Below are 18,872 nucleotides of genomic sequence, written 5' to 3'. Positions count from 1 at the left end.
CAAACTTCCCACAGATGAAGTTACTGCGTATCCATCATTACAGTTATGATTAGGCCAATCAAATTCAAATTTATCTTTAGAAGTCAGGTCATGTACGTTGGCATATTTACATGCATCATCTGCATTATTACCCCAGAATCTTACAGAACTGCTGCCTCCACGGCAGGCATATTCCCACTCTGCTTCCGTGGGAAGACTAAATTTTCCATTACCCTTCCGGTTCAGCCACTCAATAAACGCACGGGCATCATTCCAGGAGACATATGCCACAGGTTGATTATCACCATTTAAACTATGGCCTTTATAGGATTTACTGTCATGACCTGACTTGAATTTTCTGTATTGCCTGTTGGTTACTTCATATTTACCCATCCAGAAACCATCAACACAAACCTCATGGCGAGGTAATTCACGTTTGAAATATGTGTTATATTGTTCTTCACTATACTCTTTTAGAAGCTGTTTCTTTTCATCCCCTGTTTGTCCCATCTGAAAGCAACCTCCGGGCACCCACACAAACTCCATACCTGTTACAGGTTCTGTCCAGGTATCTCCTTTATTTGGCGTTTTTCTTGTCTGTACCACCGGTGCAGGGGCTGGGCTTGCGGGGATCTCTTCAAGTTCAACATAAAGATCAAGATTCTCACCGTTTTGTACCTCAACCCACTCGGTCTTGACTCTATAGCCTTCCCTGGACACCTCTATCTCATATCTGCCATTATCAAGTTCTATTCCATTATGGAATTTATCCACTATATTCATGATACGCACCTGGCTGTCAGGTGGTTCGGTTTTTACGTACAGCTTGCCTTTCATCTCAACCGGATCAAGGTAAAGGCTTACAACTGCACGGCGGCCTGCATTTACTTTTACCTTTTTAGATTGAGGCTGATATTTGTCAAAAACTGCCTTGACGTTATAATATCCCTCTTCAAGATCCCCGAAATTAACAGGTGAGGTGGATGTCATTTTTTTACCATCAGGCGCTTCAACAAAAACTTCTGCACCAGGGGGGGCAGTTTTTATACTGAGACTTCCTTTTTGATTAGATTCTGCACGGGGAGAAGATGGTTTGGAAGCATCTTCAGAACCGGAAGAGGAAGGTGGCATATCAACAACTATACTGCCCCCGGCCAGAAAATAAAAATCTCCGGTAAGGGAAGAGGCATTCCAGGGAACCTGCCTGTTGCCTGTATCCTCCATAACTCCCTTTCTTGTCTCCTTCAGCACTTTTTCAATTACCCATCCAGGTTTCATCATGTTATCAATGAAATGGCCTGTAAATACACCGTTATTGTCTTTTCCATCATCGGCAACAGAACCAGGGCCTGTTGAATAAATAATGATAGCTCCGGCCGGCGCATCCATTCGGGCAAGCCCTCTGTTACTGCTTCTGAATGATTTTTTAAAGGGATTGTCACGACAGGCATCCAGAATCATTATTTTTAAAGGAGTACCTGCATCCTTCATTTTTCCCATTATCCTTGCTGCATTTACAGCCTCGAACTTGACATCAGATTCACTGGAGACATTGGCATCCACAGGAATGAGATAATTTTCTCCATCTATCTGGATTCCGTGGCCTGAGTAATAAAAAAGACCTGCATCTGCTTTTTTAAGTCTCTTGTAAAAATTATCAACTGCCCTTTCCATATCCCTGTGACCTACATCAAGCAGGGAGATAACCTGAAAACCACATTTTTCAAGATTCTTTTTCATATCCCTGGCATCATTGGGGGGATTTTTAAGGGGAGATGATTTATATGCCCCATTGCCTATGACAAGGGCTGTGCGATCTGCTGCCTCAGCAAGCTGTAAATGTGCAAGAAAAGAAAATATTAATAACAACAAAATTGATTGAAAACGCCTTCTTGATTCCATTTTTGATAAGTTCCTCCTTTTTCACGGCAACTGCAAGGGAGTGCCACTGTTAATAGATAAAAGATGGCAAATAATCTTTACAATTCTTTTTTGTATCAATAATATATCAAAAACGTCAACAACATAAAAACTCAAAATCCAAACCTATGATCTTTTCATCCTGGTTATCCTGATTCAGACAAATGCAATAACTGTCGGAAAAGCAATAAGATGTCGGTTTTGAGTAAAAATAAACCTGAAATATACTTTAACTTTTTTTCACAGACGGGGATGGCATGAGTCACCATGAAAAAATAATTTCTGATTTAATGTCTTCTTTCAGAAATTTGCAGAGTATATAATATAAAACCTTCACAGGAGGTAAAAGCACAATCCAATGAAGCATCATGCCCCTATTGAGAGAAAGGTTTCAAATATTGAACCGGATAAGACTCCAAAGGATGAAACAGTGATACGCAAATCCCTTGAAGGAGATATGAAAAGTTTTGAGGTAATTGTAAAAAAATATCAAAACCCGGTTTACCGTTTTTTATATACTTCACTTGGAAACCAGGAAGACAGTGAGGATCTGCTTCAGAGAACTTTTATAAGGGCATGGAAGCATCTTGGAAAATTTGATCAAAACCGGGGTAGTTTCAAAAACTGGCTTTACCTTCTGGCGATGAGCGAAAAATCCAATTTCATGAGATACCGTGACAGGGAGAAAGGTGTCAGAGTTGATAAAGATCCAGAAAAAAACAGTTCAGCCCATGATAATATTGAAGGGGACAAGGTAAAAAAGTGCGTTGATTGGGTCATCAAAAAATTTCAGAGTGACGATGGTGAATGGGCAATTCTCCTTGTGGAGTACAGGTATAAAGAGATCACTCAGAAAGAGGCAGCAGAAATTATGGGTTGCAGTACAAAAACAGTTCAGAGGAAATTTAATCATTATATGGAAAAGCTCTCTTCTCTGCTGAAACAGTGCCTGTAACTTGAGCAAAATGCAACGACCAACATAAGACAGGTGTTCATATGCATCAGGATATCATGGAAATTCTTTCATATCTCAGAGGAGATATGGAAACCAGGGAAAAGAAACTGTTTGAAAAGAGAATGGATAAAAATCCTGATCTGAAAGAAATTGTTGAAGAGACAGATCTTCACCTGGGGGTAATCCACAACTGGGAGCCGCTGCCAGTTAGTCAGGCTGTTACAAAAAATATAATGGATGAAATCAGATTAATTTCAGCAGAATCTTATCAGGCAGAATCTTATCAGGCAGACCCTGATCGGGCAAACAATAAACAGACAAACAGCAAACATGTTAACTGCAATAAAGAAAGAAGCAGACAGACAAACAGCAGTAAGAGAAACAGCAGTAAGAGAAGCAGCAGTAAGGGAAGCCTCAGACAGATAAAAATCAGCAAGAAAAGCAGTAACAAATCAAACAGTATAATAAAAAATATCAACAGTTTCCTGGATTGGGTCAACAAGTTCACCAGCATCAGGCAGATGGTTCCAGGGCTTGTAATGGCATCATTGATATTTATTTGCTTAGTTGCTGTACCCTGGCAAAATATGATGGATAAAGAGACAGGCCATATTGTTCATAAGGGTGGAGTAAAAATTGTCCAGGGAGCAAGGCTGCCTGTTGCAACTTTGCTTTTAGAGAGTGAAGAGCTTGACATACCCCATATCCTTGAAAAATTTGCTGATATTGACATAAAAATCCTTCATATTGAACGTTATGATACAGGTATAGTAATTCGGGGAAAAACAGGAACAAATTTTAATATTGACAAAAAAGCCTGGTTAAAAAAAGCAAATGGTATTGGCAAACTGATTCGCTATAATCAGGGCTATTCAGATGAAGAAGATTTAACTGTAATTGTTATACGCAAGAGATAACAGTTATTTAAGGTTACAAAATAGATATAAAATCTCTGTTTACCATGGAAATAGATACATTATTTCCATAGTCGGGGGGGGGTGACCGGACTCCGGCCATGACGGTTTACTCAAGATTCTTTAACGGCATGTCGTTTCCTTACTTACTTCAGGGATGCTCCAGGTTCGCTGGAAGCCACAGCAAAGTTTAATTTAGGGTTGTATTTCCTCAGCACATCACGGCCTTTGGTGAAAAAATGTATGGGGAACCATTCCTGGTATCGTTTGCGCCCTACCCAGAGGGTGCCCTGTTCCTGCCATAAAATTTCCGTTATGGGCAACTTTTCTCTGCAATGCCTTTCAATTGCGTGATTTAAAACACCCGCTGCATAAAAAATGGTATTGGCTCCTTTAAATTTATCCCTCCAGTCATCGGGGTCATGGGGCGTATCCTCTCCCTGGTGATTGATCAGATAAGTATATGGATGAAAATATGTGGGACACAAAAGCATGTTCTTTTCCTGACCCGGGAACAGATAAGAAGAATCCTCCTCCACCATCACCAGATTTCTCAATATCGGCTCATCTTTTTCATGATCCGGCAAAAGGACAGAAGGATCTTCAAATGCCTTCTCACACAATTCATGATATTTTTCACGCCCATAGTAAATCATGCGCAGATCTTTCTTGTAGTTTCCAAAAAAGTGTTCAGGCTGAAATTTTCGGCGGATCTCTTCATCTATATCATATTTAAGTCTTTCGGTATCAAAACAGTCTTCACGGGAATATACATCATAACGATCCATCCATGAGGAATCACCTCCGGCATCAATGGCTGTCTGAACAATTTTTTTTGCAAGGTCAATATTGCGGGCCCGAATACCTGAACTGAAAAATGCCGGCCTGATAAAGTCATAATCAAAGAGAAACTGAAAAAACTCTATACACCCGGGTGTCAGCAGATTTTCAACCTTGTGATCTCTGTCATGATGTGTGAATTCAGCCATGACAAAATGCTTTTCACTGTGATGAACAGGATCAAGCCACTCTTTTTTGTGTAACTCACTGGTTTCCATTGTGGTAAGAAAATCATCAATGTCAATGGCAATTACGATGGGGTTTTTGGTATGATTTTTCATGGCAACTCCCTTTTGTTTTATGTAAGCACTGCAAGAGATTAAGATAGTAACTCTCTCAAAGCCCGCACCTATGGTCTTTTGAGCCTTGATTTAAAGAATAACATAATTTAAAAATCAGGGTAATCCCTTAATCATGAAAATCCTGGTTCAGACAATTACCTGACAACTCATATCATATGGCTGTAATTCACCGCCTGTCAGGCCAGATATCCACAGAGATCTCGGTGAGCTTGAACTTCTGAATTTTTCCGCTTGCTGTCATGGGATATGAATCAACAAAGGTTACATATCTTGGAATCTTGTAGCGACTTATATGCCCCCTGCAAAAATCCTGCACATCACTCTCCTCAAGGCTTACTCCTTTTTTGGGAATAATGAATGCTCCCACCTCTTCACCATACTTTTCACTGGGAACTGCTGCCACCTGAACATCCTGGATACCATCCATGCGATAGAGAAACTCTTCGATCTCCTTGGGATAGATATTTTCACCACCCCGTATGATCATATCCTTATATCTGCCGGTTATGGAGAGAAAGCCATCTTTATCCATGACTCCAAGGTCTCCGGAATGAAGCCATCCATCAGCATCAATTGCGCCTGCTGTGGCCTCTGGATTGTTATAATATCCCTTCATAACGCTGTAACCGCGGCAGCAGACCTCTCCTTGTGTATCAGGGAAAAGTGTAACGCCGGTTTCAGGATTAATAATTTTGACTTCAATAAATGGAAGTGGCTGGCCAACAGTCTCCACTCTTTTTTGGATATCGTCATCTATCCTTGTGTAGGTCATTACCGGTGAATTTTCGGTCAATCCATAACAGATAGTAATTTCTGACATATTCATACGATCTATTACCTTTCTCATCACCTCAACAGGGCAGTTGGAGCCTGCCATGATGCCTGTACGAAGGGTGGAGAAATCAAATTTATGGAAAAGAGGATGCTCAAGAAGGGCAATGAACATTGTGGGCACTCCATAAAGTGCAGTGCATCTCTCCTGCTCCACTGATGCCATTACCATGACAGGGTCAAATGTCTCCAGAATCACCATTGTTGTGCCGTGGTTGACAGCAGCCAAAACCCCGAGAACGCAGCCAAAACAGTGAAAAAGGGGAACCGGAATGCAAAGCCTGTCCTTATCACTGAATTTTTGATTCTCTCCTATCCAGAATCCGTTATTACCAATATTATAATGGGTCAGCATCACGCCCTTTGGAAAACCTGTGGTACCTGATGTGTATTGCATGTTAACAACATCATGAGGATCAAGGGATGCCTCCCTTGCCTTGTACTCTTCCACGGTTACCATGGCTTTCATTGCCCTTATTTCAGGTATTGAAAACATTCCCCTATGTTTTTCATGCCCAAGAAAGCATACCCGTTTCAAATGGGGAAATTCCTCACTTTTAAGATACCCTCTCTGCTGTGTCTTAAGTTCAGGCAAAAGCTCATAAACAGTATTTACATAATCAGTATCCTGAAACCCATCAATGATAAAAAGATTTTCACTCTCAGACTGCTGGAGAAGATACTTAAGCTCAGCAATTTTATAATTGGTGTTAACAGTTAAAAGAATCGCACCAATTCTTGCAGTTGCAAACTGTAAAACAACCCAGAAAGGGATATTTGTCGCCCATATGGCAACCTTTTCTCCCTTTTGGACACCAAGTGCCATCAACCCCATGGCAACTTCATCCACAAGATCGGCAAACTGCTTCCATGTAAGACGAAAATCCCTGTCAACATAGATAATTGCATCATTATCAGGGTATTTTTCAACTGTTTCATCCAAAATGGTACCCAGGGTAACTTCCCTGAGCTCTTTTCGGTTTTCCATCACAATTAGCCTCCATTTTTCTCATTATCACTCAGGGATATAAATAACTGCATGGATTTCCGCCTTTTCATCACCTGCACAACTTATATAATGAGGTACAATGGAGTTATAGTAAACAGTGTCGCCTTCATTGAGAATATAGACTTCGTTACCGTACAGCATCTCAATAGTTCCTTTATGCACAACTATAAACTCCTCTCCTTCATGTGAAGAGAGATTTTTTTCCTTTGCTGATTCAGGCATGATCTCAACAAAAAAAGGCTCCATATGACGATCTGTCTTACCCTTTCCAAGTGAATAAAAAGTAAGGGCATTGGATTTTCCCTCACCGGCCAGAACGTTAAATTCAGCCTCTTTTTCCGATCTTCTAACTATAAAAGGATCTGAGCTTTCCTGATCGTCAAGAAAAGTACCAAGGCGCACACCCAATGCCCTTGCAATTTTCATCAAAGGCCCAAGAGGCGGATATATACTTTCATTGAGCATTGTTTGCAAAAATGCCTTGTCAAGGGATGTCAATTCTGCAAGTTGCTCAATGGAGATATCACGTTTCTCCATAAAATCTTCAATTCTTTTACTCACCTTTCCTGTTTGCATTACTCCTCCGTATTTATATTTTTTTTAAAACAAATCAGCATAGGGCTTCAGCGCCAGCCATTTTTCAAGTTTGCCGGCAACCGGCAATTAGACATTATTAAACACACATCGTCAAGTTAAAATGCTTATTTAACCATATCAAGGATATGATAATGAAATAACTTTCCACTTGATGAATAGCCCGATTATAATTAGTATGCCTAAAACAATCAAACGATCATGGTCGGAGCTGGCCATCTCAATCACAAACATAAGATGCAAAACCTAAGACGTGCTTCATATCAAAAGGTAGAAAATGGACAGAGACAACATCATTGACAGAAACAACATCATACTCACAGGATTTATGGGTACAGGAAAAACCACTGTCGGCAAAATGCTGGCAAAAAAAATGGGCTATATTTTCGTTGACACAGACACTTTTATTGAAGAGAGAGCAGGGCAAAGCATTCCTGATATTTTTAGAAACAGAGGTGAGTCTGAGTTCAGGAAACTTGAAAACAACGTTGCAAAGGAGCTTGCAGATAAAGAGGGCTATGTTATCTCAACAGGTGGAAAAATGATGCTTGATAATGACAATGCATCTGTTCTTGGCCGACATGGCCGGATATTCTGCCTTGTTGCCACACCAGAAGAGATCCTTGCAAGGGTACAAAATGACCCATCCCAACGGCCACTTCTTGAAACCCAAAACCCCCTTGAGAGAATCCTTGAGCTTATGGAGCAGCGTAAAAAGGGCTATGGTCAATTTCATCAAATAGTCACATCAAATAAATCCCCAGAGGAGGTAACACAGACCATCACCGATCTTTTGGCATCCTTTTCTATTCTTCGGGAATCTTAAGCAAGAAAGTGGATTTATATAAAGGATGGCTGCAATCATATCAAGAATTTTATCTTGACACGCAATATGACTCTATTTAATATCAACCTGCCTCAATAATAAAGGAAAACATCACCCAGACCGGGGTTTTTGTTACATGAACATATATGGCAGATACCCAGCACAATCGAAGGGATGAAAATCTCCATGGTAGAGACGTTGCAATGCAACGTCTCTACATTAGACATTATATCGATTTTATACAACCCATTGATTTTATTGAAACCCATGTTTTGATAGGTTTAATAAAACCAAAATCCTTGACAAAACTGAAAAAGTACGTTCTCTGTCTTTTTTCAGCCCTAATCCTCTGAAATTATTCGTATCTACTTTTGTCTTTTATGAACTTTTTACGATACTTTCAACTTAACCTGAAAACTGCCCCTTATTTTTTTCATAATAGGGGTTGGCAGTAGAATTCTGCCATGAAGGTTTAGAATGAAAGATGTACCACAAAAGGAGGTCATTGAATTAATGAAATTTTTTAATAACCTGAAGATGGTTACAAAACTTGTTGGAGGTTTTGGTATTGTTCTCCTGCTGTTTGCATGCGTCATGGCTATTTACCACTTTACGGTAAAATCCACATCCAGTAATTTCCAGAATCTGATGAAGGTCAATGTTGCAATAGCAGGTCAGGCCGCAGAGATAAAAAATCTCATGAAGCAGTGCCGTATTGATGAAAAAAACTTTCTCTCCACCCTTGATAAAAAATATCTTATTGACATTGGTGACAACATAAAACATCTAACGGCCAAAGCACATGAAATAGTTACAAGGGCAATGTCGTCAGACAACCAGATCACCGCCCAAAAAGGAAAAGAGATTGCCCAGTTTATTGATAACTATGCAAAAAGCTTTAATGATCTGAGTACCTCCTATGAATCAAGGGGTCTTGACGCAACTTCCGGCCTCAGAGGCGAATTTGCAATGGCAGCAGACCGTCTTGTATCTGAGCTATCCTATGTTGACGTTGAAGACCTTTATGTACATATGCTGAAGATGGTTCAGGCTCAGGATCAATACTGGCTGCATGATGACCCAGATGCCCTTGAAACACTGGAGTTACTTGTCAATGGCTACCAAAACATCATTGCAAAATCCTCGGCCAACGAAGAGATGATAAAAGATGCTCTTAAAGAGATATTGTCAGCATATGCAACTGCCCTTGATAATCTTAAAAAAGCCACTTCATTTGAAAATATAACAGAGCATTTCTATGAAATGAAGGAAGCCATAGGAGAGATTGACGGCTTTTTGAGCATTACATACCTGCCTAATGCAAAACCTCTTTTGCTAGAAATAAGAAGCAGGGAAAAAGACTACCTTCTTTTTGGCGGGGAAGAATATGCAGCAAAGGCCAGGCAGGCAATAGGCAATATGTTTAAAGCCATTGATGAGTCCAAAATTGATGAAGATTACAAGAAAAACTCAAACAAATACCTGACACTGTACAAAGATGCCTTTGAAGCTCTTGTAGCACAGGATATGATAATAGGGGAAATGTACGAAAAGATGACAAGTGCGGTCAACAGTACAGAGCCCTTAATTGAAGATCTTTACAGCAATGCACGTACAATTGCAGCGAGTGGTACAGAGCAGGTAAACAGTGACGCAGACTCCAGATCAAAACTTGCCCTATCAATAGGGATTACAGCAATTATAGCAGGCTTTGCCCTCTCTTTTTTCATAACACGCATGATCACCATCCCTATTATTAGGGCAGTTGCATTTTCAAGGCAGATGTCAAAGGGTATTTTTACCCGCAAACTTGATATTGACCAGAAGGATGAAATTGGGGTTCTTGCATCAGCACTGAACGGTATGGTGACAAACCTTGGCGGACTTGTAAGGGATATCACAAGTGATGTGGCAACACTTTCAGCATCCTCCATAAGCCTGAAAGATATATCACTTCATATGTCAAGCAGTGCAGATGCTACAGCATCAAAATTCAATACAGTGGCAAGTGCCACTGAACAGATGAGTGCAAACCTCAACTCAATAGCAGCAGCTATAGAGGAGACATCAACCAATCTTGGAACCGTGGCCGCAGCCACAGAAGAGAATACTGCCACAATCAACGAGATTGCAAAGGAGTCAGAGCTTGCAAGATCCATATCAAGCGATGCAGTGGCACAGGCGGAAAGCACATCAGTGGATATGAAACACCTTGAAGAGGCTGCAATGGATATTGGCAAAGTAACAGAAACAATTGCCGAAATATCGGAACAGACCAACCTTCTTGCCCTGAACGCAACAATTGAAGCTGCCCGTGCAGGTGAATCCGGCAAGGGATTTGCCGTTGTGGCAAACGAAATAAAGGAGCTTGCAAACCAGACAGCAGAAGCCACAAAGGCAATAAGCCGACAGGTGCAAAGTGTCCAGGGCACAACTGCAAATACAATAAAAGGAATTGAGAAGATCTCTTCAATAATTGTTAAGGTCAACGATATCATCTCCACCATTGCAAGAACCATTGAGGATCAATCCACTGCCACACAGGAGATAAGCCTTAATGTTGCCCAGGGTTCCCAGGGTATTCAGGAGGTTACTGAAAATGTTGCCCAGTGCTCTTTGAGTGCATCAGAGATATCAAGTGACATTGCAGGGGTTAATGAGAAGGCTGTTGAAATGTCAAAAAACAGCTCCCGACTAAACAGCAGTGCTGAAGATCTGTCAAAACTTGCTGAAAAATTAAAACAAATGATGAATGAATTTGAAGTATAGCACACTGTCAACACTTAATTTTAGGGTTATCTGCAACGTAGAGACAAGGCATGCCTTGTCTATATAATTAACCGAACCCTAATTTTTAGCCTTGACAATGCAGTAGCATTACAGCGGCGATTTCATCAAAAACGCTATTTGCAACACAAAAACATAAATGGTTATTCAAAGTCTTGCAGACTTACGACGGTAGCCATCATTTACAAACCAAATATAATTTATCTTAAAAGGAGTTACCATGTTTAAAAAAATCCTGTACGTGTCCCTGATTCTCTTTTTTGCTGCAACTTCTCTTTATGCTGTTGAAACCGGCGGGGTGGACGTTCCTGACACAATGAGCCTTGAAGGGGGCAAAGGGGAACTTGTTCTCAACGGCACCGGAATCAGGAAAAAATTTGGTTTCAAGGTTTATGTTGCCGGCCTCTATCTTAAAGCAAAAACCTCAGATTCCCAGCAGATAATAACAGCAGACGAGCCAATGGCAATAACCATGATCTGGAAAAGAACAGGCCCTGTTGACAAGGTAACAGGGGTATTTAATGATGGTTTTAAATATTCAGCCGGAGAAACCTATGATGCACAAAAGGCCAATATAGATAAATTTCTTGGTTCTGTTTCAAAGGCAGAGAAAACAGATGTATGGAAATATATCTACACCCCAGGAGAAGGAACAGCCATCTATTATAACGATCAGCTCTCCACCACAATTGAAGGTCTTGATTTTAAAAAGGCACTTTTTGGTGTCTGGTTACTTGAGACAGACGTATTTGACGGAGACAAGGAGCTAAGAGATGGTATGCTGGGAAAATAATCAATAATTAAGATGCCATAAAATCAAACTTGATTTATAATGCTATCTGCTATATTGACTTAATTTTGCCACTGCTTCAGGCAAATTATTGATGCGTTTCCAGCTTTCCACTATCCAAAATCCGGCTGCCAGCATAAAGCTGAACACTTTTTTATCATGATCTTCCAATAACACCTGTAAAATGGTGATACCAAACACAAATTATCATCAAAGGTGTTCTGTATTATGATAAGTGTACTGGATTATGATGGTAGCCCAAAAACTTGTTTCAAGGAGGTCTTTCGTGAAAAAACAGAAAAGTTTATTGATTCTCATCTCTTTTATCTTCATTGCCCTGCTCTCCCTTTCCCCGGCAATGGCTCAAAACATTAAAATCGGTTTTAACATTCCACTCACAGGTGATATTCCCAAGGTAGGAGAAGAGTCCAAATTTGCAGGTGAAATGCTTCTTGCTGAAATCAATGGCCAGGGCGGCCTTGATGTTGGCGGCACAAAATATAAACTTGAGTTTATATATGAAGATAACGAGTCCAAAGCTGAATCTGCTGTAACCGCAGCTCTCAAACTCATTGAAAGAGATCAGGTCTTAGCAATTGTAGGCCCCAACTCCAGCAAGCAGGCAGTACCGGCAGGTCAAGTATGCAACGACAACCGCACCCCAATGATATCTCCCTGGTCAACCAACCCTGACACCACAAAGGATCGTCCTTGGGTATTTCGTGCAGCATTCCTTGATCCCTTTCAGGGACCTGTGGCAGCTGATTTTGCTATAAAGACATTTAAAGCTGAAAAAGCCGCTGTTCTCTATGCACTTGCCAATGACTACAGCAAAAACCTTGCTGAAATTTTCCAGGCAGACTTTAACAGCAAAAAAGGCGACGGAGCAGTTGTGGCCTTTGAAAGCTATGGAGACAAGGATCAGGATTTCAGTGCCCAGTTGACCAAAATAATATCCTCAAATCCTGATTTTATCTTTCTGCCCAACAACTACAATGAAGTTGCACTTATTGTAAAACAGGCCCACGATCTTGGATGGAAAGGCCCCTTCATGGGTGCAGATGCCTGGGGCAACTCTGAGCTTATGACCCTTTGCGGCGATGACTGCAAGGGACACTACTTCTCCACCCACTATGCAGCAGCCGGAGCCAAGGGTGCCACAAAAGAGTTTATTGACAAATACAATAAACTTTATGGATACCAGCCTGCTGACGTTGCTGCCCTTACATGGGATGCCATTAATGTTGTTCTTGCCGGAATCCAGAATGCAGGCAAAATCACAGGTGATCTCAGAAAAGACCGCAAAAACATCAGAGAAGGTATTGCGGCAATCGAAGAGGTTAAAGGCATTACCGGCAACATGAAGTTTGATGCAGAAGGTGATCCCATCAAATGTGCTGTAGTTGTAAAAATAAATGATGCCGGAGAATTTGAATTTACTGAATCCGTATGTCCATAATTACAAACAGACCCTTTTTTGTTATTCTCTGTTTTTCCTGATTGAAACTTGCCTAAAAAAGGGTATCAAACAACAAAACAGCACTCTTTCTGTAAAAAAATTTTAAAATGACTTTTAAAAAATGGAAGAGTGCTGTTTTATCATTTATCCTTAAGGGGATTTTCACGTGCTTGACTCAATATTTCAAAATCTGTTCAATGCATTGCAGTGGGGCAGTTTTTACTCCCTGATTGCACTGGGGTACACCCTTGTGTATGGTGTACTCAGGCTTATCAATTTTGCCCATGGTGATATTTTCATGGTGGGTGCCTACATTGCATTTTTCCTTGCTATGTTCTTCCTGCAGGGAGATGGTGGACTTTCAGGCCCTGTTATACTTGCCATGGTGATTCCTCTTACCATGATTCTGACATCTGTGTGCGGCGTGGCACTTGAAAGAATTGCCTACAGACCACTCAGAAGAAAGGGAGCAAACCGCCTCTATGTTGTTATAACCGCCCTTATGTGCGGCCTTATCCTGGAAAACGGCAACCTTGCCTTCCTTGGTGCCAGCCGCAAAAGCTTTCCGGAACTGATTGACAAGGTTGTTTACAATATTGGTTCCATTAGCATGACCAACCTGAAAATCGGCGTTATTCTCTCCTCCATCCTGGTCTATTTCGTCCTCAATGCCATAATATCTAAAACCAGAATCGGCATGGCCATGCGGGGCATCTCCTACGACAAGTTTGCCATTCCTCTGATGGGAATTCCCATTGACACCATCATCATGGTCACCTTTATCCTTGGCTCTTCTCTTGCAGGTCTTGCAGGCATTCTATTTGCCATGTCCTATCCTGTGCTGGATCCCTTTATGGGTGCGCTAATTGGCTGGAAAGCCTTTATTGCAGCAGTTGTGGGGGGGATCGGAGATATCAAGGGTGCCTTTGTCGGCGGTTTTCTGCTGGGAATAGTGGAAATTCTCGCAATGGCGATATTTCCTTCCACATTCAGGGATCTTATTGCCTTTTCCATTCTGATGATAATCCTTGTCATCAAACCCACTGGTCTGTTCGGCATTGCAAAATCAACAAAAATATAGGTTATCCAAGATGATTAACACTAAAAAAATGTCTGTACCCTCCCTGCTCTTTCTGCTTGCGGCAGGTACCATAATTGCGGCACATTTTCAGCTAATTGACCTTTATGTCCAGACTGTCATCATGTTCATAGGCGTCAACATAATACTATCATCAAGCTTCAACATCATAAATGGCTACATGGGAGAGTTTGCCTGTGGTCATGCCGGCTTCATGGCAGTAGGGGCATATGTAACATCTGTTCTTAATATCATGTTTTTTACCAACAGCAAAACCTTTGGACAGGCCATTTTTGCACCGGAACTTGCCCTCTATTTTTTTCCGGTCACCATGTTCATAGGTGGTGTTGCTGCCGCCATAACAGGTCTTCTTGTGGCAGTGCCCTCATTCAAGACAAGGGATGACTATCTGGCCATCATAACACTTGCCGCCAACTTTATTATAGTAAGTCTTTTTATAAACATGGATGTCATAGGCGGTGCCAGGGGCTTCATGGGCATGAAACAAATTGTCTTTGCCATGGAGGATGTTGCCTATATTCCCTGGATGCTCATCTGGGTCTTTACCTTTACTTACTTCACGGTATTTGTTATACGAAGATTTGTAACATCCACATATGGAAAAGGTATTATTGCCATTCATCAGGATGAGATTGCAGCCGAAATCATGAGTGTTAATACCAACAAGATGAAGCTTGTGGCATTTATGCTCTCATCCGGTCTTGCCGGCCTTGCCGGAGGTCTATTTGCCCACATACTTGGATACATAAACCCCAATTCATTTGGTATTCTCAAATCCACCGAATGTCTTGTAATGGTCTATCTCGGGGGTATGGGGTCCCTGAGCGGTTCCATCATTGCTGCCGTTATTTTCACCCTTCTCATTGAGGGGCTGCGGTTCATCATTCCGGCAGCAGACACACTTTTACATCTCATGCCCATTATTCCTGATACCTTTCATCTGAGTCAGGTTCTTAAATGGGTTATTATTCCGCTTATTCTTGTTATCCTGATGCAATTTAGACCAGAAGGACTAATGGGAAACAGAGAGCTTTCGGATTTCTTTCCCAAGCTTAAAAAATATTATGAATTCAAATAACATTGATGGTTTCGTAAGCAGGGAATCCCTACTCCAGATGATTCGGGGCACTGCTCAACGCATGAGATGACGGAGCACTAATTTATGTCTTTACTTGAAATAAAGAGTCTGACCCAGCAGTTTGGCGGTCTGACTGCGGTATCGGAATTTTCAACCCGTTTTGAGGGAAGAGAGCTTATGGGGCTGATCGGTCCCAACGGTGCCGGAAAAACAACTGTATTCAATATTGTAAGCGGCTTTTACAAACCCACAAAGGGTAAAATTTTATTCAAGGGAAAACAGATAGACGGTCTTAAACCCCACAGGGTTACAGCCATGGGCATAGCCAGAACCTTCCAGAATATCCGCTTGTGGCATGATATGACTCTTCTTGATAACATTCTCATCTCCCAGCACTACAATCTGGGATACAACCTGTTTGACCTGTTCACAAGAAACCGGCGCTACATGGAGAATGAAAAACGAATGACATCAATTGCCATGGAGCTTCTGGAGCAGCTCAATCTTGTTCAGTTCAAGGATGAAAAACCCAGAAACCTGCCCTATGGCATACAGAGAAAAATCGAAATCGCCAGGGCACTTTCAGTAAAGCCTGACCTGCTGCTTCTTGATGAACCAGCCGCTGGATTAAACTCTTCTGATGTACAGGATCTCATCCAGCTAATCCGTTGGATTCACAACGAATTTGACATTGCCATATGGATGATAGAACATCAGATGGCAGTGGTCATGTCACTGTGCTCCTGGATACAGGTAATTGATTTTGGCAAGACAATTGCCGAAGGCACACCGGACGAGATCCAGAATAACCCTGATGTGATAAAAGCCTATCTTGGAGATGATAATATCTGATGTTACTTGAAATCAAAGACCTCTATGTAAAATATGGCAATATCGAAGCCCTCCACGGCATCTCCTTTCATGTAAATAAAGGAGAAATAGTGACACTCATCGGTTCCAACGGAGCCGGTAAAACCACAACACTCCATGCCATTACAAGGGTTCCGCCGCCGGAGGGTTCAACTGTTTCAGGCGGAGATATCCTCTACAAAGGCAAAAGCATCCTAAAAGTGCCGGCACACACCATTGTATCTGACTATAACATTGCTCTTGCACCTGAAGGACGGCATATTTTTGGTAATCTTACAGTGGAGGAGAACCTGAAACTTGCAACCTACTCAAGACCGGATGACGAAAATCAGCAAAAGGATTACGAACGAGTCTATGATCTTTTCCCCAAAATGGCTGAACGGCGCTACCAGAGAAGTGAAACCTTAAGCGGCGGGGAGCAGCAGATGCTATCTGTAAGCCGTGCCATAATGACAGCATGTAACTTTATTTTGCTGGATGAACCATCCATGGGGCTTTCCCCTCTTTTAATGTACGACATGTTCCGGGTTTTAAAGCAGCTCAATGAAGAGGGGATGACCATCCTTTTGATTGAACAAAATGCAAACCTTGCTTTGAAATTTGCCCACAGAGGCTATGTCATGGATACCGGAGAAATTGTTGCACAGGGGCCTTCTGCTGAACTTATGAACAATCCGGAAGTGAAAAAAGCCTACCTTGGCGGATGAACATTGCTTTTTGTTTTCAACCTTAAAATTGGGGTGCAGAAAAATTTTTTCTTCTGCACCCGCCAGAAGCTTCCCATGAATCTCCCTATATCCCCAACATTCATCGTCTTTTTATTTTTTTTATTATTATACCCTTCCCCTCTGATATCACAGGAATCAATAGAGAAAACTGCCTCTAAACCACTTCCTGCACAAACCATATCATACAACAGCATCAACAGTGACAAACAGAGTTTAACTCCGAAATTGCCTTCAGAAAACATACCCAATGGCAAAAAAAAACCATCTATACTGGTTCTGCACTCATACCATAAGGGCCTTACATGGACAGACACGGTTGCTCAGGGTATTGATGAAACCCTGGAAAGAATGGCACTTGTTGATAAAAAAAAGAGTTTAAACCCTTCAGATCAAATTGTATCCCAGGCGATAAATATATCCCATGAATTTATGGATACCAAGAGAATTGCAACACCTGAATATCTCAACCAGCTTGCAGCATTATACAAAACCCATTATGCTGCCTGTAACTTTGATGCAATAATCACTTCCGATGATCATGCCTTTCAGTTCATGCTTAAACATGGCTCACAGATTTTTTTAGATACACCTGTGATTTTCTGCGGAGTCAACAACTTCACTCCCGAGATGCTCAACGATCGTCCTCTTTTCACCGGAGTTGTGGAGTCCATTGATATGGCAAAAACCCTTGAAATAGCATTTCAACTAAACCCAAACTCAAACCATATTGTAGCAATTTTAGACAACTCACTTTCAGGCAAAGCCAACAAAGAGTTATTTCTTAAAGCAATCAAAGCTCTCGCACAACAAACAAAAGTGACATGGATCGACAACCACACTATGGACGAGGTAAAGGACTATGTAAACGGACTTGGTAAAAATGACATTGTTATCTGGCTGCATTTCACATCAGATTCCCAAGGGAATTTTTACACATTTCACCAGAGCGCCCGAATAATATCTGATGCAAGTAATTCCCCTCTATACTCATTCTGGGATTTTCACCTTGGCTACGGAATAGTCGGAGGAATGCTGACAAGCGGCTATCACCAGGGCAAAACCGCTGCAGAACTTGCAATAAGGGTTCTAAACAATGAAAAGCCGTCCTCCATTCCTGTCATACTTGAAAGCCCAAATCAATATATGTTTGATGCCAATGAGCTTAAACGATTTGACATCCCGATTTCAAAGCTGCCTGCGGGAAGCATTGTTATCAATCAACCGGTATCATTTTACACACAAAACCGCCAGCTTGTATGGTTTACCATTATTCTTATGTGCAGTCTTATTGCCATAATTCTTCTTCTATCCATAAACATGCTTCACAGAAAAAAAAGCATGAAAAACCTTGCACAAAGCGAAGCAAGATTCCGCCAGCTCTTCACCCACTCACCTGGTGGTATGGCCATGGTATCTATAAAGGGCAACTATATGCGGGTCAACGACGCTTTTTGTACAATGCTTGGCTACACTCAATCTGAAATGAAAAATATGCACTGGAGCCAGGTGACCCATCCCGATGATATTGAGCTTACCTACTCCCTGATAGAACGTATGAGAAAGATTCTTGGCTATGACAATAAAAATGACAACAAAGTCACCTACAAATCAGAATCTTTAAGGCTTTTTAAGATAGACTTTTCATCTTTAATAAAAAAAATTTTAAAAAACAAACAGTCTGGGCTCTCATCAGCCACACCGAGCCATGAAAATGATACAAAATATCTTAATGGTAAAAACCATGAGCCTGAAAATATTGACCTTGAAACAAGGCTTAACGGTAATTTCAACATTTTCAGCCAATTACAACCAATGGAAAAGCGTTATGTAAAGCGCAATGGAGAGACAGTGTGGGCTCTTATAAGTGCAGCCCCAATCACAAATATATCAC

Annotated in this window: 15 protein-coding genes; 11 read left to right on the top strand and 4 right to left on the bottom strand. The window is 41.3% G+C overall.

What is annotated here, in order from left to right; translation table 11 throughout:
• A partial coding sequence (locus MTBBW1_RS06885; protein ID WP_080801049.1) for a caspase family protein occupies window positions 1-1,881 on the bottom strand: 1,881 nt, incomplete at its 3' end.
• Window positions 1,882-2,257: 376 nt separating this feature from the next.
• Between MTBBW1_RS06885 and MTBBW1_RS06880 the strand changes: the two genes are divergently transcribed.
• Entirely contained in the window at window positions 2,258-2,854 is a 597-nt protein-coding gene (locus MTBBW1_RS06880; protein WP_080801046.1) for an RNA polymerase sigma factor, read from the top strand.
• A gap of 41 nt (window positions 2,855-2,895) precedes the next feature.
• The gene (locus MTBBW1_RS28205) at window positions 2,896-3,771 is read left to right on the top strand and encodes a hypothetical protein (RefSeq protein WP_080801043.1); all 876 of its coding nucleotides are present in this window, start codon (window positions 2,896-2,898) and stop codon (window positions 3,769-3,771) included.
• Between the two features lie 143 nt (window positions 3,772-3,914).
• Here the strand turns inward: MTBBW1_RS28205 and MTBBW1_RS06870 are convergent, their stop codons facing one another.
• The 3 genes from MTBBW1_RS06870 to MTBBW1_RS06860 form a co-directional block, all read right to left on the bottom strand.
• Entirely contained in the window at window positions 3,915-4,889 is a 975-nt protein-coding gene (locus tag MTBBW1_RS06870; RefSeq protein ID WP_080801039.1) for a hypothetical protein, read from the bottom strand.
• 187 nt (window positions 4,890-5,076) lie between these two features.
• Window positions 5,077-6,729: an AMP-binding protein gene (locus MTBBW1_RS06865; protein WP_080801036.1), complete on the bottom strand. Its 1,653-nt coding sequence runs from the start codon at window positions 6,727-6,729 to the stop codon at window positions 5,077-5,079.
• Window positions 6,730-6,756: 27 nt separating this feature from the next.
• Complete coding sequence (locus MTBBW1_RS06860) at window positions 6,757-7,326, bottom strand: cupin domain-containing protein (RefSeq protein WP_080801033.1); 570 nt, start codon at window positions 7,324-7,326, stop codon at window positions 6,757-6,759.
• Between the two features lie 295 nt (window positions 7,327-7,621).
• Between MTBBW1_RS06860 and MTBBW1_RS06855 the strand changes: the two genes are divergently transcribed.
• The 9 genes from MTBBW1_RS06855 to MTBBW1_RS06810 all read left to right on the top strand — a co-directional run.
• Window positions 7,622-8,170: a shikimate kinase gene (locus MTBBW1_RS06855; RefSeq protein WP_080801024.1), complete on the top strand. Its 549-nt coding sequence runs from the start codon at window positions 7,622-7,624 to the stop codon at window positions 8,168-8,170.
• A gap of 513 nt (window positions 8,171-8,683) precedes the next feature.
• Window positions 8,684-10,939, top strand: a complete 2,256-nt coding sequence (locus MTBBW1_RS06845) for a methyl-accepting chemotaxis protein (RefSeq protein ID WP_186441126.1) — start codon at window positions 8,684-8,686, stop codon at window positions 10,937-10,939.
• Between the two features lie 238 nt (window positions 10,940-11,177).
• The gene (locus MTBBW1_RS06840; RefSeq protein ID WP_080801018.1) at window positions 11,178-11,750 is read left to right on the top strand and encodes a chalcone isomerase family protein; all 573 of its coding nucleotides are present in this window, start codon (window positions 11,178-11,180) and stop codon (window positions 11,748-11,750) included.
• A 283-nt stretch (window positions 11,751-12,033) separates the two neighbouring features.
• Window positions 12,034-13,206: an ABC transporter substrate-binding protein gene (locus tag MTBBW1_RS06835; RefSeq protein ID WP_245809286.1), complete on the top strand. Its 1,173-nt coding sequence runs from the start codon at window positions 12,034-12,036 to the stop codon at window positions 13,204-13,206.
• Window positions 13,207-13,372: 166 nt separating this feature from the next.
• A complete protein-coding gene (locus MTBBW1_RS06830) occupies window positions 13,373-14,287 on the top strand; it encodes a branched-chain amino acid ABC transporter permease (protein WP_080801015.1) in 915 nt (304 codons plus the stop codon).
• Between the two features lie 10 nt (window positions 14,288-14,297).
• Window positions 14,298-15,383: a branched-chain amino acid ABC transporter permease gene (locus MTBBW1_RS06825; protein WP_080801012.1), complete on the top strand. Its 1,086-nt coding sequence runs from the start codon at window positions 14,298-14,300 to the stop codon at window positions 15,381-15,383.
• Window positions 15,384-15,467: 84 nt separating this feature from the next.
• Window positions 15,468-16,235: an ABC transporter ATP-binding protein gene (locus MTBBW1_RS06820; RefSeq protein WP_080801009.1), complete on the top strand. Its 768-nt coding sequence runs from the start codon at window positions 15,468-15,470 to the stop codon at window positions 16,233-16,235.
• On the top strand, window positions 16,235-16,960 hold the full coding sequence (locus MTBBW1_RS06815; protein WP_080801007.1) for an ABC transporter ATP-binding protein: 726 nt from the start codon (window positions 16,235-16,237) through the stop codon (window positions 16,958-16,960). The genes MTBBW1_RS06820 and MTBBW1_RS06815 overlap by 1 nt, the downstream gene beginning before the upstream one ends.
• Window positions 16,961-16,963: 3 nt before the next feature.
• A partial coding sequence (locus MTBBW1_RS06810) for an ABC transporter substrate-binding protein (protein WP_139786688.1) occupies window positions 16,964-18,872 on the top strand: 1,909 nt, incomplete at its 3' end.

This window comes from Desulfamplus magnetovallimortis, from assembly GCF_900170035.1.
Classification (GTDB): Bacteria; Desulfobacterota; Desulfobacteria; order Desulfobacterales; family Desulfobacteraceae; genus Desulfamplus; species Desulfamplus magnetovallimortis.
Note: the sequence above shows the minus strand (reverse complement) of the source record. Positions and strands in the feature narration are given on the sequence as shown.

Excerpts from the sequence above, each read along its gene's own strand:
- MTBBW1_RS06880 (WP_080801046.1), top strand. The coding sequence starts at position 2,258 with ATGAAGCATCATGCCCCTATTGAGAGAAAGGTTTCAAATATTGAACCG.
- MTBBW1_RS28205 (WP_080801043.1), top strand. The coding sequence starts at position 2,896 with ATGCATCAGGATATCATGGAAATTCTTTCATATCTCAGAGGAGATATG.
- MTBBW1_RS06870 (WP_080801039.1), bottom strand. The coding sequence starts at position 4,889 with ATGAAAAATCATACCAAAAACCCCATCGTAATTGCCATTGACATTGAT.
- MTBBW1_RS06865 (WP_080801036.1), bottom strand. The coding sequence starts at position 6,729 with ATGGAAAACCGAAAAGAGCTCAGGGAAGTTACCCTGGGTACCATTTTG.
- MTBBW1_RS06860 (WP_080801033.1), bottom strand. The coding sequence starts at position 7,326 with ATGCAAACAGGAAAGGTGAGTAAAAGAATTGAAGATTTTATGGAGAAA.
- MTBBW1_RS06855 (WP_080801024.1), top strand. The coding sequence starts at position 7,622 with ATGGACAGAGACAACATCATTGACAGAAACAACATCATACTCACAGGA.
- MTBBW1_RS06845 (WP_186441126.1), top strand. The coding sequence starts at position 8,684 with ATGAAATTTTTTAATAACCTGAAGATGGTTACAAAACTTGTTGGAGGT.
- MTBBW1_RS06840 (WP_080801018.1), top strand. The coding sequence starts at position 11,178 with ATGTTTAAAAAAATCCTGTACGTGTCCCTGATTCTCTTTTTTGCTGCA.
- MTBBW1_RS06825 (WP_080801012.1), top strand. The coding sequence starts at position 14,298 with ATGATTAACACTAAAAAAATGTCTGTACCCTCCCTGCTCTTTCTGCTT.
- MTBBW1_RS06820 (WP_080801009.1), top strand. The coding sequence starts at position 15,468 with ATGTCTTTACTTGAAATAAAGAGTCTGACCCAGCAGTTTGGCGGTCTG.
- MTBBW1_RS06815 (WP_080801007.1), top strand. The coding sequence starts at position 16,235 with ATGTTACTTGAAATCAAAGACCTCTATGTAAAATATGGCAATATCGAA.